Origin of the sequence: Pseudomonas cerasi (assembly GCF_900074915.1) — a bacterium.
In the GTDB taxonomy this organism is placed as follows: domain Bacteria; phylum Pseudomonadota; class Gammaproteobacteria; order Pseudomonadales; family Pseudomonadaceae; genus Aquipseudomonas; species Aquipseudomonas cerasi.
The window spans coordinates 4,629,760-4,643,897 of sequence record NZ_LT222319.1 but is presented as its reverse complement, the minus strand read 5'-3'; the positions used below and the strand labels follow the sequence as shown (position 1 = coordinate 4,643,897).

Genomic DNA, 14,138 nt, shown 5'->3' with positions numbered 1-14,138 from the left:
GCCCCGCTGCGTCCCTCGCGCTCACCCGCACAGACACGGAGATGTCCTTATGCCCTCGCTTTATCTGGCTTCTGGCTCGCCGCGCCGCCGCGAACTTCTGACTCAGATCGGTGTGCCGTTTACCGTACTGAGCGCTCAGATCGACGAAACCCCCTTCGACCATGAAACCCCCGCTGCCTATGTCGAGCGTCTTGCGCTGGGCAAGGCTCAGGCCGGGCTGTCCGTGCTGCCAGCCGAACAACAGGCCTGCGTGATGGGGGCCGACACGGCGGTGGTGCTCGATGGACGCATTCTCGGCAAGCCGGTCGATGAAGCGGATGCCTTGGCGATGTTGATGGCCCTGTCCGGGCGCGAGCATGACGTGCTGACGGCTGTCGCGCTCAGTGATCGGCAACGCAGCGAAACCCGTATTGTTACCAGTCGTGTGCGCTTTCGCCCGATTCAAACCCATGAAGCCCAGGCCTACTGGACCAGTGGCGAGCCCGCCGACAAGGCCGGCGGCTATGCCATCCAGGGGTTGGCAGCGATTTTCGTCGAGGGTCTGCAAGGCAGCTATTCTGGGGTGGTGGGGCTGCCCCTGTGCGAAACCGCAGAACTGCTCGGCCATTTCGGCATACCCTGCTGGCAATGCCTGGAAGGTGACAAGTCATGAGTGAAGAGATTCTGATCAACATCACGCCGATGGAATCGCGCGTGGCAGTGGTGGAAAACGGGGTTCTGCAAGAGGTGCACGTCGAGCGCACCCAGCGTCGCGGCATTGTCGGCAATATCTACAAAGGCAAGGTTGTGCGGGTGCTTCCCGGCATGCAGGCGGCGTTCATCGACATTGGTCTGGACCGCGCGGCGTTCATTCATGCGTCGGAAATCTCCATTCGGGAAGGGCCAGCGGTCGAGAGCATTGCGTCGCTGGTACATGATGGCCAGAGCCTTGTCGTGCAAGTCACCAAAGACCCGATCGGCAGCAAGGGCGCACGGCTGACCACGCAACTCTCCATTCCGTCACGTTATCTGGTGTACATGCCGCGCACTGCGCATGTGGGCATCTCGCTGAAAATCGAGGACGAAGCCGAGCGCGAACGACTCAAGAAAGTGGTCAGCGATTGTGTTGCCCAGGAAGGTATCAAGGAAGCCGGAGGTTTCATTCTGCGCACCGCTGCGGAAGGCGCCGGTGCCGACGAAATCCTCATGGACATCCGCTATCTGCGCAGGCTCTGGGATCAGATCGGCGAGCAGATCAAGACCGTCAGTCCGCCCACGGTGATTTACGAAGACCTGGGCCTGGCGCTGCGCACCTTGCGCGATCTGGTCAGCCCGCGCATCGAGAAGATCCGTATCGACTCGCGGGAGACCTTTCAGAAAACCACCCAGTTCGTCGCCGAACTGATGCCGGAAATCGCCGACAGGCTCGAGCATTATCCGGGCGAGCGGCCGATCTTCGACCTTTATGGGGTCGAGGACGAAATCCAGAAGGCCCTCGAGCGCAAGGTGCCGCTCAAGTCGGGTGGCCATCTGGTAATCGACCCGGCCGAAGCGATGAGCACCATCGACGTCAATACCGGCGCGTTCGTGGGGCATCGCAACCTCGAAGAAACCATCTTCAAGACCAATCTGGAAGCCGCCACGGCCATCGCCCGGCAGCTGCGCCTGCGCAATCTGGGCGGCATCATCATCATCGATTTCATCGACATGGAAGACGGTGAGCATCAGCGTCAGGTGCTGCGCACGCTGGAGAAACAACTGGAACGCGATCACGCCAAGACCAACATCATCGGTATCACCGAGCTGGGTCTGGTGCAGATGACGCGCAAGCGCACCCGCGAAAGCCTCGAGCAGGTGCTGTGCGAACCGTGTCATTGCTGCGCAGGGCGGGGCAAGCTGAAGACCCCCGAGACCATCTGCTACGAAATCTTCCGGGAAATCCTGCGCGAGGCCAGGGCCTATCAGGCAGTGGGCTATCGCGTTCTGGCCAATCAGCGCGTGGTGGATCGCCTGCTCGACGAAGAGTCCGGCAACGTGGCTGAGCTGGAGAGCTTTATTGGCCGCACTATCCGTTTTCAGGTAGAAACCATGTACTCGCAGGAACAATACGACGTGGTGCTGCTCTGAGGGTGCTGATCGTTTGAAATATATGAAAAGTGCCCTACGGGTTTCTGGCAGGTATGCCGTTTTATCGAGAATGATGCGTGGCGAATGAGCAAAACCTGTACCTGACCGCACCTGCACCTCCGAGCCGGAATCCGTTCGCCGATTCTGCTCCTCGCATCCCGCAGTGGAGGGCCTCCTGAGATGGGACGTCTTCCTCGCCTTGTCGCAACCCTGACCCGCTGGGGGCTGAGCCTGTGCGCACTGATGCTGGTGCTTGCGGCGCTGTACGTGAGTCTCGGCCGTCAATTGACGCCGCTGGTTGCCGAATACCGTGTCGATGTGGAAACCCGTGCCAGCAGCGCGTTGGGTATACCGTTGAGCATCGGCAGCCTGGAAGGCAGCTGGAGCCGCTTTGCTCCGGTGTTGCTGGCCAACGATGTGATGGTCGGCGAGGGCACCAGTGCCCTGCGTCTGGATCGTGTAAGGGTTGTTCCCGACCTTTGGGAAAGCCTGCTGGCGCGTGACGTGCGCATCGCTCATCTTGAAGTGGACGGCCTGCAGTTCAGTCTCAGGCAGGACAAGGACGGCGCGTGGTCGGTTCAGGGCTTGCCGGTGCACAACGACAGCCCCTTCGACCCCGAGCAGGTGCTCAGGCAGATGCAGATGGTCGCGCATTTGTCGCTACTCGATAGCCAGGTTACGGTGCAACCGTTTGACGCCGCGCCGCTGACCCTCACCTATGTAAACCTCAGCCTGGACACCGGCAGCTATGCCCAGCGACTTGACGCACGCCTGACCCTGCCGGATGGTCAACCGGTCGCGCTCAACGTGCGTTCGCGCATTCAGGCCAGTCAGTGGAAGGACGGCGAGGCCGATGTCTACGCCAGCCTGCCGCAAAGCGACTGGGCCAAGTGGCTGCCGAAAAGTCTCACGCGCGAATGGACACTGTCGAAGCTGCAGGCCGGGGGCGAGGTCTGGTTGAATTGGGGCAAGGGCACCGTGCAAAGCGCGACGACGCGCCTCAATGCACCGCAGGTCAAAGGCGTTTATGCCGGTCGCAAACCGGCGACGATCGATAACCTTGCGCTGAACGCATGGTTTGCACGGACTGAAACAGGTTTCGACCTGAACCTCGATTCACTGGCGATGAGCCTTGGCGACACGCGCTGGGAAAGCCGTGTGCAACTGACGCAAACCGCCGCGACGCCCGACAGCGAAGAGCTCTGGCACGTACAGGCTGATCGTCTGGACCTGACTCCCGTCACGCCGCTGATCGACTCCCTTGCGCCCCTGCCTGACAAGGCCATGGCAGTGGTCGACGGCCTCAAGGTGACAGGCGGGCTGCATAACGTGCTGCTCGACTACCGGCCGCAGGCAGTGGGCGACAAGCGCCTGAGCTTTGCCGCCAATCTGGACAAGGTGGGTTTCAACGCCTATCGCGGCGCTCCGGCGGCCGGAAACGTCACCGGTGCCATCAGCGGCGATCTGGGGCAGGGCGAGCTGCGCCTCGACACCGATGATTTCATGCTGCACCTGGACCCGATCTTCGCCAAACCCTGGCGTTACCAGAAGGCCAATGCCCGTCTGACCTGGAAACTGGATGATCAGGCGTTCACGCTGATCGCCCCGTATATCAAGGTGCTTGGCGACGAAGGCAAGATTGCGGCGGACTTTCTGATCAAGATTCATCTCAGTCATGATCAGGAAGATTACATGGACCTGCGGGTCGGCATGGTTGACGGCGATGGCCGTTACACCAGCAAGTACCTGCCGACAGCGCTCAGTCCGGAGCTTGATCACTGGTTGCGCACCGCGGTGGTAAGTGGCGCGGTCAAGCAGGGGTTCTTCCAGTATCAAGGGTCGCTGAACAAGAATTCGCCCGATACGGCGCGTGTCATCAGCCTGTTCTTCGATGTCAGTAACGCAACGCTGGCGTTCCAGCCGGGCTGGCCGTCGCTGACCGGGGTGGATGGCAAGGTCTACGTCGAAAACAGCGGTGTACGTGTCAAGGCAAGCAAAGGCCAGTTGCTCGATACCAAGGTCAGCAACGTGCTGGTCAATATTCCCCATGTGCCGTCAGGTCAGGACAGTCACCTGCTGGTGGACGGTAATTTCTCCGGAAACCTGATCGACGGCCTGAAGATTCTCCAGCAGGCGCCCATTGGCACGGGCAGCACATTTGCCGGATGGCAGGGCGAAGGCCCGCTGGACGGCAAACTGAAGCTGGATATCCCGCTGGCCAAGGGCGTCGAGCCAAAGGTCGTGGTGGATTTCAGCACCGACAATGCGCGTCTGAAACTGGCTGACCCGGTGCTGGAGCTGACTCGCCTGAAGGGCGATTTCCGTTTCGACAGCGCCAGTGGCCTGAGTGGCAAAGGCATCAAGGCCCAGGCATTCGATCGTCCTGTGACCGCAGAAATCGCCGCCGAGGGCAAGCCAGGCGACAACGTGACACGCATTGTGGCGAACGGGCAAATCACCGTGAAGCGGCTGACCGACTGGCTTAACGTGACCCAGCCGCTGCCGGTCTCCGGTGACCTGCCGTATCAGTTGCAGTTGATTCTGGACAGCAAGGACAGCCCGCTGGTAATCAACTCCACGCTCAAGGGCGTGGCGATCGATTTGCCCGCACCGTTTGGCAAAACCGCCGAACAGGAGCGTCCCAGCGAGTTCCGCATGACTCTGCAAGGCGCGGAGCGCAGGCTCGGCGCGGCGTATAACGATCAGGCCAACTTTGCTTTCGCTGCACCGAATGGCAAGTTTGCCGAAGGTCGAGGCGAACTCTATCTGGGGCGCGGCGGGGCGATCGTGCCGGACGCCAAAGGCTTGCGGATCCGTGGCGAGTTGTCCGAGCTGGATATAGCGCCCTGGCAGGAACTGGCCGCGCGGTACACCGGGAATGATCCGGGCGGCAACGCGAAGCAACTGCTTAACAGCGTCGATCTGCAGATCGGCAAGCTGACCGCGATGGGCACCACACTCAATGACGTGCGTGTTCAATTGCAGCGCAACGCGGCAGCCTGGGCCCTGTCGCTGGACAGCGCGCTGGCCAAGGGCACGGCAACGCTGCCCGACGCCAAGTCTGCCCCGATCGGCATCAACATGCTCTACGTTCGACTGCCTGCATCCGATCCGACAGCGACCGTAGTGGAAAACGCACCTGACCCTCTGGCGGATATCGACCCGCACAATATCCCTGCGCTGGACGTGAAGATCTCCCAACTGTTTCAGGGCGATCAGTTGCTGGGGGCCTGGGCGTTGAAATCCCGGCCGACGCCTGCCGGCATGCGCATGTCGGACATGAGCCTGGGGCTCAAAGGCATCCTGCTGGAGGGTGACGCTACCTGGGAGGGCACGCCCGGGGCCAGCAGCAGTTCGTTCAAAGGCCGCCTGGCGGGCAAGAACCTCGCGGATGTGCTCAAGGCGTGGAACTTCGCCCCCACCGTCACCAGTGAACGCTTCGAGATGAACGTGGACGGACGCTGGCCGGGTTCGCCTGCCTGGGTCGGTCTGAAGCGCTATTCCGGCAGTCTGGATGCCACGCTCAACAGAGGCCAGTTTGTCGAAGTCGAGGGCGGTGCTCAGGCGTTGCGGGTATTCGGGCTGTTGAACTTCAACTCCATCGGCCGGCGTCTGCGCCTGGACTTCTCCGACCTGCTGGGCAAAGGCCTGAGCTACGACCGGGTCAAAGGGCTGCTGGTCGCCAGCGACGGTGTCTATGTGACGCGCAACCCGATCACCCTGACCGGGCCTTCGAGTAATCTGGAGCTCAACGGTACCCTGGACATGGTTCGTGATCGCGTCGATGCGAAGCTGCTGGTGACCTTGCCGGTCACCAACAACCTGCCTATCGCTGCGCTGATTGTAGGCGCACCCGCCATTGGCGGGGCGCTGTTTCTGGTCGACAAGCTGCTGGGCGACCGGGTTGCGCGTTTCGCCAGCGTTCAATACAAGGTCGAAGGGCCCTGGAAAGATCCGAAGATCACGTTCGACAAGCCATTTGAAAAGCCCCAGTAGCGTCTCATGGAGTACAGTGGTGGCCATGTCATTCAGGAGCGGGTTGCCATGTCTTTCGCGGTGATTCAGATGGTCAGCCAAAGCGATGTACTGGCTAATCTGAGCAGTGCTCGGCGTTTGCTGGAACAGGCGGCTGAAGGTGGCGCGCGGTTGGCGGTACTGCCCGAAAACTTCGTCGCGATGGGGCGCCGTGACGTTGCCGATATCGGTCGTGCCGAGGCTCAGGGGCACGGACCGATCCTGCCATGGTTGAAACTGGCCGCTCGCGACCTCAAGTTATGGATTGTTGCCGGAACCTTGCCACTGCCGCCGGATGATCGGCCGGATGGCAAGGTGACGGCGTGTTCGCTGTTGATCGACGAGCACGGTGAGCAGGTGGCCCGTTATGACAAACTGCATCTGTTCGATGTAGACGTCGCTGACAACCGTGGCCGCTATCGTGAATCGGATGACTATGCTCATGGGAGCAGTGTTGTGGTAGCCGATACGCCCGTGGGGCGTCTGGGGCTGACCGTTTGCTACGACCTGCGCTTTCCCGAGCTGTACACCGCGCTGCGTGAAGCCGGTGCTGAACTGATAACCGCGCCGTCAGCCTTCACTGCGGTAACGGGGGCTGCGCACTGGGACATTCTGATCCGCGCGCGTGCCATCGAAACCCAGTGTTACGTGCTGGCGGCAGCACAGGGCGGGGGCCATCCGGGGCCTCGCGAGACTTACGGACACGCGGCCATCGTTGATCCATGGGGCCGCGTACTGGCCGAGCAGGCACAGGGTGAAGCGGTGCTGCTGGCCACACGAGACAGTCAAGAACAGGCGTCCATACGGGCGCGGATGCCGGTGTCCAGTCACCGGCGCTTTTTTTCGCAGGACGCCATGCGGCCTGCTTCGGAGTGAATATGAGTGATCTGTCCTCAGTCAGCGAACACCTTCTGGCACCCGGCGGCCTGAACCTCGACAGCCTGCAGTCCGTGCTGGGCGATCTGGCTGGGCCAGGAATCGACGCGGCCGATCTGTATTTTCAGGGCATGATCTCCGAGTCCTGGTCGCTCGAAGACGGGATCGTCAAGGAAGGCAGTTTCAATCTCGATCAAGGCGTGGGCGTGCGTGCCCAGTCGGGTGAGAAAACCGGCTTTGCGTACAGCAACGCGATCACCGCCGAGGCACTGCGCACCGCCGCGCAGGCCGCGCGTTCCATCTCCCGCGCTGGCCAGAATGGTCGCGTGCAGGCTTTCACCTCGCAGGACGTGGCGCAGTTGTACGCCCCGGATAACCCGCTGGAAGTGTTGAGCCGCGCCGAGAAGGTCGAGTTGCTCAAGCGCATCGACGTTGCGACGCGTGCGCTGGACTCGCGTATCCAGCAGGTTTCGGTGAGCATGGCCGGCGTCTGGGAGCGCATTCTGGTGGCCGCCGCGGATGGCAGCCTTGCCGCCGATGTGCGCCCGCTGGTGCGCTTCAATGTCAGTGTCATCGTCGAGCAGAATGGCCGTCGCGAGCGTGGCGGGCATGGTGGCGGCGGGCGTACCGACTACCGTTATTTCCTGACCGACGATCGCGCTATGGGCTATGCCCGTGAGGCCCTGCGTCAGGCATTGGTCAACCTGGAAGCGATTCCCGCCCCGGCAGGCACCTTGCCGGTAGTACTTGGCTCTGGCTGGTCTGGCGTGCTGCTGCACGAAGCAGTGGGTCACGGCCTTGAGGGCGACTTCAACCGCAAGGGCAGTTCGGCCTACAGCGGGCGCATTGGCGAGATGGTTGCGTCGAAACTCTGCACCATCGTCGACGACGGCACCCTGGCGGGGCGTCGTGGCTCGCTGAGTGTCGATGACGAGGGCACACCTACCGAATGCACCACGCTGATCGAGAATGGCGTGCTCAAGGGCTACATGCAGGACAAGCTCAATGCGCGCCTTATGGGCGTGGCACGTACCGGCAACGGCCGTCGCGAGTCCTATGCCCACCTGCCGATGCCGCGCATGACCAACACCTACATGCTGGGCGGGCAGAGCGATCCGCGGGAAATCATCGCCTCAGTGAAGCGCGGCATCTACTGCGCCAACCTGGGCGGTGGCCAGGTGGATATCACCAGCGGCAAGTTCGTGTTTTCAACCAGTGAGGCCTATCTGATCGAAGACGGCAAGATCACCGCGCCGGTCAAAGGCGCGACCTTGATCGGTAACGGGCCGGAAGCCATGAGCAGGGTGTCGATGGTGGGTAATGATCTGTCGCTGGACAGCGGCGTCGGTACGTGCGGGAAAGATGGCCAGTCGCTGCCGGTTGGTGTGGGTCAGCCTACGCTGAAAATCGACGCGATCACCGTGGGTGGCACCGGTAGCTGAATGTGAGTCGGGGCCGGCTGCCTCTGCTGCCGGCCCCGAGGGCGAAATCAACGCAGACCGCGTTGAAGTTCGTCCAGCTCACGGATGTATTTGAAGATTTTGCGGCTGGTGGCCGGCGGTTTGTTGCGTGCAACTTCGTGTTGCGCCTGACGGATCAGCGAACGCAGCTGCTGACGGTCGGCATCGGGGTATTCGACAACGAATTTCTCGAGGTCGGCGTCATCGCCCGCAATCAGGCGATCACGCCAGCGCTCCAGATTGTGGAAACGTTCATTGTATTGGCGAGTGGAGGCATCGAGTTGGTCCAGCAACACCAGAATGGCTTCCTGGTCCTGATCGCGCATCAGCTTGCCGATGAACAGAATGTGCCGCTTTCGCGCGATGTTCGCCGTGTGCTTGGGCGCTTCGGCCAGGGCCTTGCGCAAAGCGTCGGTCAGCGGCAGCTTGGCCAGCACATCGGCTTTGAGTGTTGTCAGTCGCTCGCCGAGGTCGACCAGAGCATGCAGCTCTCGTTTGACCTGGCTTTTGCTTTTCTCCCCGTCGAGGGAGTCGTCGTAAGAATCAACCATGGGGGCAGTCCGCAAATAAACGCCGCCATGATAACCAGTCGTGGGCCGCTTGTCCGGCCCGGTCGGTATTCGGCCTGTGCTGAAAGAAGAATTTGATGGAGAAAGTCATGAGTGCAACCCAAAGCGTCGGCCCACAAGCCTTGCCCGAACTGCAGGAACAGGTCGAGCAGATCATCGCCGAAGCCCGGCGTCAGGGTGCCAGCGCCTGCGAAGTCGCGGTGTCGGTGGACCAGGGGCTGTCGACATCGGTCCGTCAGCGTGAAGTCGAAACCGTCGAGTTCAACCGCGATCAGGGCTTTGGTATCACCCTGTATGTCGGGCAGCGCAAGGGCTCGGCCAGCACGTCGGCAACCGGCGCCGATGCGATTCGTGAAACGGTCGCCGCTGCACTGGCGATTGCCGAACACACCTCCGAGGATGAAAGCTCCGGGCTGGCCGACGCTGCGCTGATGGCCAAAGAGGTCATGGATTTTGACCTTTATCACACCTGGGACATCACGCCCGAGCAGGCCATCGAGAAAGCGCTGATCTGCGAAGCGGCGGCCTTCGATGCCGACAGCCGCATCAAGAACGCCGATGGCACTACGCTCAATACCCATCAGGGCTGCCGCGTGTATGGCAACAGCAATGGCTTTATCGGTGGCTATGCCTCAACGCGTCACAGCCTCAGCTGTGTGATGATTGCCGAGGGTGAAGGCCAGATGCAGCGCGATTACTGGTATGACGTCAACCGCCAGGGCGAGCTGCTGGCCGATGCGCAGAGCATTGGCCGCAAGGCCGCGTTGCGTGCGGCAAGCCGTCTGGGTGCGCGTCCGGTGCCGACCTGTGAAGTGCCAGTGCTGTTTGCTGCGGAACTGGCGGGCGGTCTGTTCGGCAGCTTTCTCGGCGCCATTTCCGGTGGCACGCTGTACCGCAAATCGTCGTTCCTCGAAGGCGCGCTGGGTCAGCGCCTGTTCCCTGAGTGGATGACCATCGATGAGCGCCCGCACCTGAAGCATGCGATGGGCAGTTCGGCATTCGACAGCGACGGTCTGGCGACCTTCGCCAAGCCATTCGTGGCAGGTGGGGATCTGGTTTCCTATGTGCTGAGCACGTATTCCGGCCGCAAGCTGGGCCTGCCGAGCACCGCCAACGCGGGCGGTGTACATAACCTGTTCGTCACCCATGGTTCGGACGACCAGGCTGCGCTGATTCGGCGCATGGGGCGCGGCTTGCTGGTCACCGAGCTTATGGGCAGCGGTTTGAACATGGTCACCGGCGACTATTCGCGTGGCGCGGCAGGCTTCTGGGTCGAGAATGGCGAGATTCAGTTCCCGGTTCAGGAAGTGACCATCGCCGGCAACATGCGCGACATGTTCAAGCAGATCGTCGCCGTTGGCAGCGATCTTGAGCTGCGCAGCAACATCCGCACCGGCTCGGTACTGATCGAGCGAATGACCGTAGCGGGTAGCTGACAGGCCCCCGATTCCGGCTATCGTGCCTATAAATGCAGAGCGTGGGCACGATAGTTGCGATCATCGTTCCCTACGCTTCAGCTTGGGAATGCATTTCGTGACGCTCTGCGTCACCCATCCGCTTGCGGCTTTGACCGCCAATAACCTCCCTCCGAACCCGCGTTTTACGTTTCCCTCAAAGCATGTTCACGCTCACCGGCGCAAGGCGGTGAAGCGATCGGGCTTGTGTTGATTCTTATCTCATTTAATAATGAATATCATTTATAAAATGAACTGCGATCATGGGGTCTGCTTTGAACGAGTTGTCTTAGCTGGAAACCAGCGTGGCTTGAGTCTGCGGATTCGTTGTGCGCTTTAAACCGACGAGCCTCTGCTGATCGAGCATTACCTCGTCAAGAGGCGTTCCTGACGCGGTTGACCGCCACGCCCTGGCCCATGGTCGCTGCCTAGCCAACGTTCCTGGAGGTATGTCATGCAGCATTGGAAACGCACCATCGAGCAGGCCAATCGCTGTTTCAATCTCGGCGAGTGGGTCGAGGCCCGCGAGTTGTACCTTCAGGCGCTGGCGTTGGCGCAAGTCCTGTTCGAACGCTGGGCGGATGCCGACGAAGCGGTCGCGGCCTGTGTGATTTCTCACCATAACCTGGCGGATCTGCACCTGAGTCTGGGCCAGCCGGAGGAGAGCGCCGAGTACCTGTGTGCCATCCACCAGCACCTGTTGCGGACCCTGCAGGATCAGCGCCTCCCGCCCGCCCTGCGCGAGGCGGCCTTGCGTCATAGCAGCAAAACCTACGCCGAGCTGCTGAGTTTCATCAGCGAACATGGCGAATACCCGCGCACCCATCGGTTGCTGAACAGCAGCGGCGAGCATACGCGCTCAGCGCTGCAACGCCATTCGGCAGCCCCTTCCGGACTTTTCTACGGAGCACACTGACATGCCATACACCTTGCCCGCACTGCCTTACGCATACGATGCCCTTGAACCGCATATCGATGCGCAAACCATGGAAATCCACTACACCAAGCATCACCAGACGTACATCAACAACCTCAATGCAGCGGTCGAAGGCACGGAGTTTGCGGACTGGTCTGTCGAGAAACTCGTCGCCAGTGTCCAGCAATTGCCTGAAAACCTGCGTCCAGCGGTGATCAATCAGGGTGGCGGCCATGCCAATCATTCGTTGTTCTGGGAAGTCATGGTGCCGGGCGGGGGAGGCTTGCCCACAGGCGCTGTCGCGTTGGCGATTGACGAACAACTGGGCGGCTACGAAAGCTTCAAGGAAGCGTTCACCAAGGCCGCGTTGACCCGATTCGGCAGTGGCTGGGCATGGCTGAGCGTCACGCCTGACAAGAAGCTGGTGGTGGAAAGCAGCGGTAATCAGGACAGCCCGCTGATGAACGGCAACACGCCGATTCTAGGGCTGGACGTGTGGGAGCACGCTTACTACCTGCGCTATCAGAACCGTCGTCCCGAATACATCAACGCGTTCTACAACGTGATCAACTGGGATGAGGTGTCCCGCCGTTATCAGGCCGCCCTGGCCTGAGCCTGGCACCCGGACCCAAGGCAGCCCATGCGCTTCGGATTCCTTACGCTCAGTACTGCGCGGTTATTTCGGATGGTAGTGGGTAGCGTGCTGTTGTTGGCGGGTATGGCGCTACTGGTTGCCCATGGGCTGAGCTGGATGCACTTGCAAGGCTTGTGGTGACGTATACCGCGTTTGTCCGAGGGCTTATTCGCCCTCATCAAACCGGTTGTTGATCAGCTCGACCAGGCCATCGAGCGCTTCCTGTTCGAATTCACCTTCAGTGTGCAGGTGGACCTCGGTGCCCTTGCCGGCAGCCAACATCATCACGGCCATGATGCTTTTGCCATCGACCATGCTCTCCGGAGTGCGGCCGACCCTGATCTTGCAGGGGAACTTGCCTGCGACGCCGACGAATTTGGCGGCAGCGCGGGCATGCAGGCCCAGTTTGTTGATGATGGTGATTTGACGAGCGGGCATCGCAGTGAAAATCCTTCAGCTGAGGTCGCGGTGGCGGACCTGAACGTTCTTGAGTGATTGTTGCAAAACCTGACCAAGCCGCTCGGTCAGGTAGACCGAACGGTGGTGTCCGCCGGTGCAGCCGATGGCAATGGTAACGTAGGAACGGTTACTGGCTGCAAACCGGGGTAGCCATTTGTTCAGGTAGGCAAAGATGTCCTGAAACATTTCTTCGACATCAGGCTGCACCGACAGGTAGTCGATAACAGGCTGTTCAAGCCCTGAATGGTCGCGCAGTTCTGGCTTCCAGTAGGGATTGGGCAGGCAGCGCACATCGAATACCAGGTCTGCATCGATGGGCATGCCACGCTTGAAACCAAATGACTCGATCAGAAACGCCGTGCCTGGCTCGGGCTTGTTCAGCAGGCGAAGCTTGAGCGCGTCGCGCAACTGATAGAGGTTCAGGTGGGTGGTGTTGATCTTCAGGTCGGCCAGATCGATGATCGGGCCAAGCAGTGCGGTCTCGTCGCGTATCGCTTCGGCCAGCGAACGATCGGCCGTGCTCAGGGGGTGGCGGCGCCGGGTTTCCGAGAAGCGCTTGAGCAGTGTGGCTTCGTCTGCATCCAGGTAGAGCACGTCGCACTGAATATTGCGCGCGCGTACTTCATTCAGCATCTGCGGAAAACGGGTCAGATGGCTGGGCAGGTTGCGCGCATCTATTGAAACCGCCAGCAGCGGTTCGGCGAGTTCGGTGTTGATCAGCGCGCGTTCCGCCAGCTCCGGCAACAGACCTGCCGGCAGGTTGTCGACACAGTAAAAACCGTTGTCTTCCAGCACGTCGAGCGCCGTACTCTTGCCTGAGCCGGAGCGACCGCTGACGATGATCATGCGCATGGTCAGTTTCCGTTCTGCACGTCCAGCACCACTTGATAAAGCGCCTGGGCGCTTTCGGCACTGCGCAGGCGCTTACGCACATCTTTGTCGTCGAGCATGCTGGCGATCTGGCGCAGCAGCTCCAGGTGCTCATCGGTAGCGGCTTGCGGGACCAGCAGGACGAACAGCAGGTCAACCGGCGCGCCATCGATGGCGTCGAAATCCACGGGTGTAGCGAGGTGAATGACTGCACTGACAGGCTCGCTGCAGTCAGCAAGGCGGCAGTGGGGAATGGCAATACCGTTGCCAAAACCGGTCGAGCCCAGTTTTTCCCGGGCAACGAGGCTTGCGAATACTGTATCCGAAACCATGCCCGGCACTTCACGGCCGATCAGGTTGGCAATTTCTTCGAGTACACGCTTTTTGCTGCCACCCGGCACGTTCACGAGGGAGCGGCCGGGGGTCAGGATATTTTCAATTCGGATCATTAATTGGGCGTTAGCGAGCTGCCGCACCTTTGAGGATGCTTTGCTGCTTTTCCTTATGCTTGAGCAATTGTCGGTCTAGCTTGTCAGTGAGCAGGTCGATGGCAGCGTACATGTCATCATGTTCAGCATTGGCAACGACCTCTCCACCATGGATGTGCAACGTGGCTTCGATCTTCTGCTTGAGCTTTTCGACCGTCATCGTGACCTGCACGTTGGTAATCTTGTCAAAATGCCCCTCGAGCTTCTTGAGCTTGAGCTCAACGTATTCACGAAGGGGTTTGGTCACTTCCAGTTGGTGTCCACTGATGTTGACTTGCATACAGCTTTCTCC

The 14,138-nt window shown here is 60.7% G+C and carries 13 protein-coding genes; 8 read left to right on the top strand and 5 right to left on the bottom strand.

What is annotated here, in order from left to right; translation table 11 throughout:
• Nucleotides 1–49 precede the first annotated feature (49 nt).
• The 5 genes from PCPL58_RS23010 to tldD all read left to right on the top strand — a co-directional run bounded on the left by PCPL58_RS23010 (nucleotide 50) and on the right by tldD (nucleotide 8,438).
• Complete coding sequence (locus PCPL58_RS23010; protein WP_044308976.1) at nucleotides 50–652, top strand: Maf family protein; 603 nt, start codon at nucleotides 50–52, stop codon at nucleotides 650–652.
• Nucleotides 649–2,106, top strand: coding sequence for a ribonuclease G (gene rng, locus PCPL58_RS23005; protein ID WP_065350523.1), 1,458 nt, complete (start codon nucleotides 649–651; stop codon nucleotides 2,104–2,106). Before PCPL58_RS23010 ends, rng begins: the two co-directional genes overlap by 4 nt.
• Before the next feature lie 180 nt (nucleotides 2,107–2,286).
• Nucleotides 2,287–6,102, top strand: coding sequence for a YhdP family protein (locus tag PCPL58_RS23000; RefSeq protein ID WP_065350522.1), 3,816 nt, complete (start codon nucleotides 2,287–2,289; stop codon nucleotides 6,100–6,102).
• A 48-nt stretch (nucleotides 6,103–6,150) separates the two neighbouring features.
• Complete coding sequence (locus PCPL58_RS22995; RefSeq protein WP_065350521.1) at nucleotides 6,151–6,996, top strand: carbon-nitrogen hydrolase family protein; 846 nt, start codon at nucleotides 6,151–6,153, stop codon at nucleotides 6,994–6,996.
• A 2-nt stretch (nucleotides 6,997–6,998) separates the two neighbouring features.
• Nucleotides 6,999–8,438, top strand: coding sequence for a metalloprotease TldD (tldD, locus tag PCPL58_RS22990; protein WP_065350520.1), 1,440 nt, complete (start codon nucleotides 6,999–7,001; stop codon nucleotides 8,436–8,438).
• A 47-nt stretch (nucleotides 8,439–8,485) separates the two neighbouring features.
• Here tldD and yjgA read toward each other — a convergent pair whose 3' ends face one another.
• Nucleotides 8,486–9,007, bottom strand: coding sequence for a ribosome biogenesis factor YjgA (yjgA, locus tag PCPL58_RS22985; RefSeq protein ID WP_065350519.1), 522 nt, complete (start codon nucleotides 9,005–9,007; stop codon nucleotides 8,486–8,488).
• Between the two features lie 107 nt (nucleotides 9,008–9,114).
• Between yjgA and pmbA the strand changes: the two genes are divergently transcribed.
• From pmbA to PCPL58_RS22970, 3 genes are all read left to right on the top strand, one after another.
• Nucleotides 9,115–10,461, top strand: coding sequence for a metalloprotease PmbA (gene pmbA, locus PCPL58_RS22980; RefSeq protein ID WP_044308979.1), 1,347 nt, complete (start codon nucleotides 9,115–9,117; stop codon nucleotides 10,459–10,461).
• Between the two features lie 472 nt (nucleotides 10,462–10,933).
• On the top strand, nucleotides 10,934–11,395 hold the full coding sequence (locus PCPL58_RS22975; protein WP_044309009.1) for a tetratricopeptide repeat protein: 462 nt from the start codon (nucleotides 10,934–10,936) through the stop codon (nucleotides 11,393–11,395).
• 1 nt (nucleotide 11,396) lies between these two features.
• Nucleotides 11,397–12,008: a superoxide dismutase gene (locus tag PCPL58_RS22970; RefSeq protein WP_003364098.1), complete on the top strand. Its 612-nt coding sequence runs from the start codon at nucleotides 11,397–11,399 to the stop codon at nucleotides 12,006–12,008.
• 186 nt (nucleotides 12,009–12,194) lie between these two features.
• Here the strand turns inward: PCPL58_RS22970 and PCPL58_RS22965 are convergent, their stop codons facing one another.
• The 4 genes from PCPL58_RS22965 to hpf are packed head-to-tail and all read right to left on the bottom strand — an operon-like array spanning nucleotide 12,195 to nucleotide 14,126.
• Nucleotides 12,195–12,467, bottom strand: a complete 273-nt coding sequence (locus PCPL58_RS22965) for an HPr family phosphocarrier protein (RefSeq protein WP_003431495.1) — start codon at nucleotides 12,465–12,467, stop codon at nucleotides 12,195–12,197.
• A 15-nt stretch (nucleotides 12,468–12,482) separates the two neighbouring features.
• Nucleotides 12,483–13,340, bottom strand: coding sequence for an RNase adapter RapZ (gene rapZ / locus PCPL58_RS22960; RefSeq protein WP_003364096.1), 858 nt, complete (start codon nucleotides 13,338–13,340; stop codon nucleotides 12,483–12,485).
• Between the two features lie 2 nt (nucleotides 13,341–13,342).
• On the bottom strand, nucleotides 13,343–13,807 hold the full coding sequence (ptsN, locus tag PCPL58_RS22955; protein ID WP_003364094.1) for a PTS IIA-like nitrogen regulatory protein PtsN: 465 nt from the start codon (nucleotides 13,805–13,807) through the stop codon (nucleotides 13,343–13,345).
• 10 nt (nucleotides 13,808–13,817) lie between these two features.
• The gene (gene hpf, locus PCPL58_RS22950) at nucleotides 13,818–14,126 is read right to left on the bottom strand and encodes a ribosome hibernation-promoting factor, HPF/YfiA family (protein WP_002555091.1); all 309 of its coding nucleotides are present in this window, start codon (nucleotides 14,124–14,126) and stop codon (nucleotides 13,818–13,820) included.
• Nucleotides 14,127–14,138 lie beyond the last annotated feature (12 nt).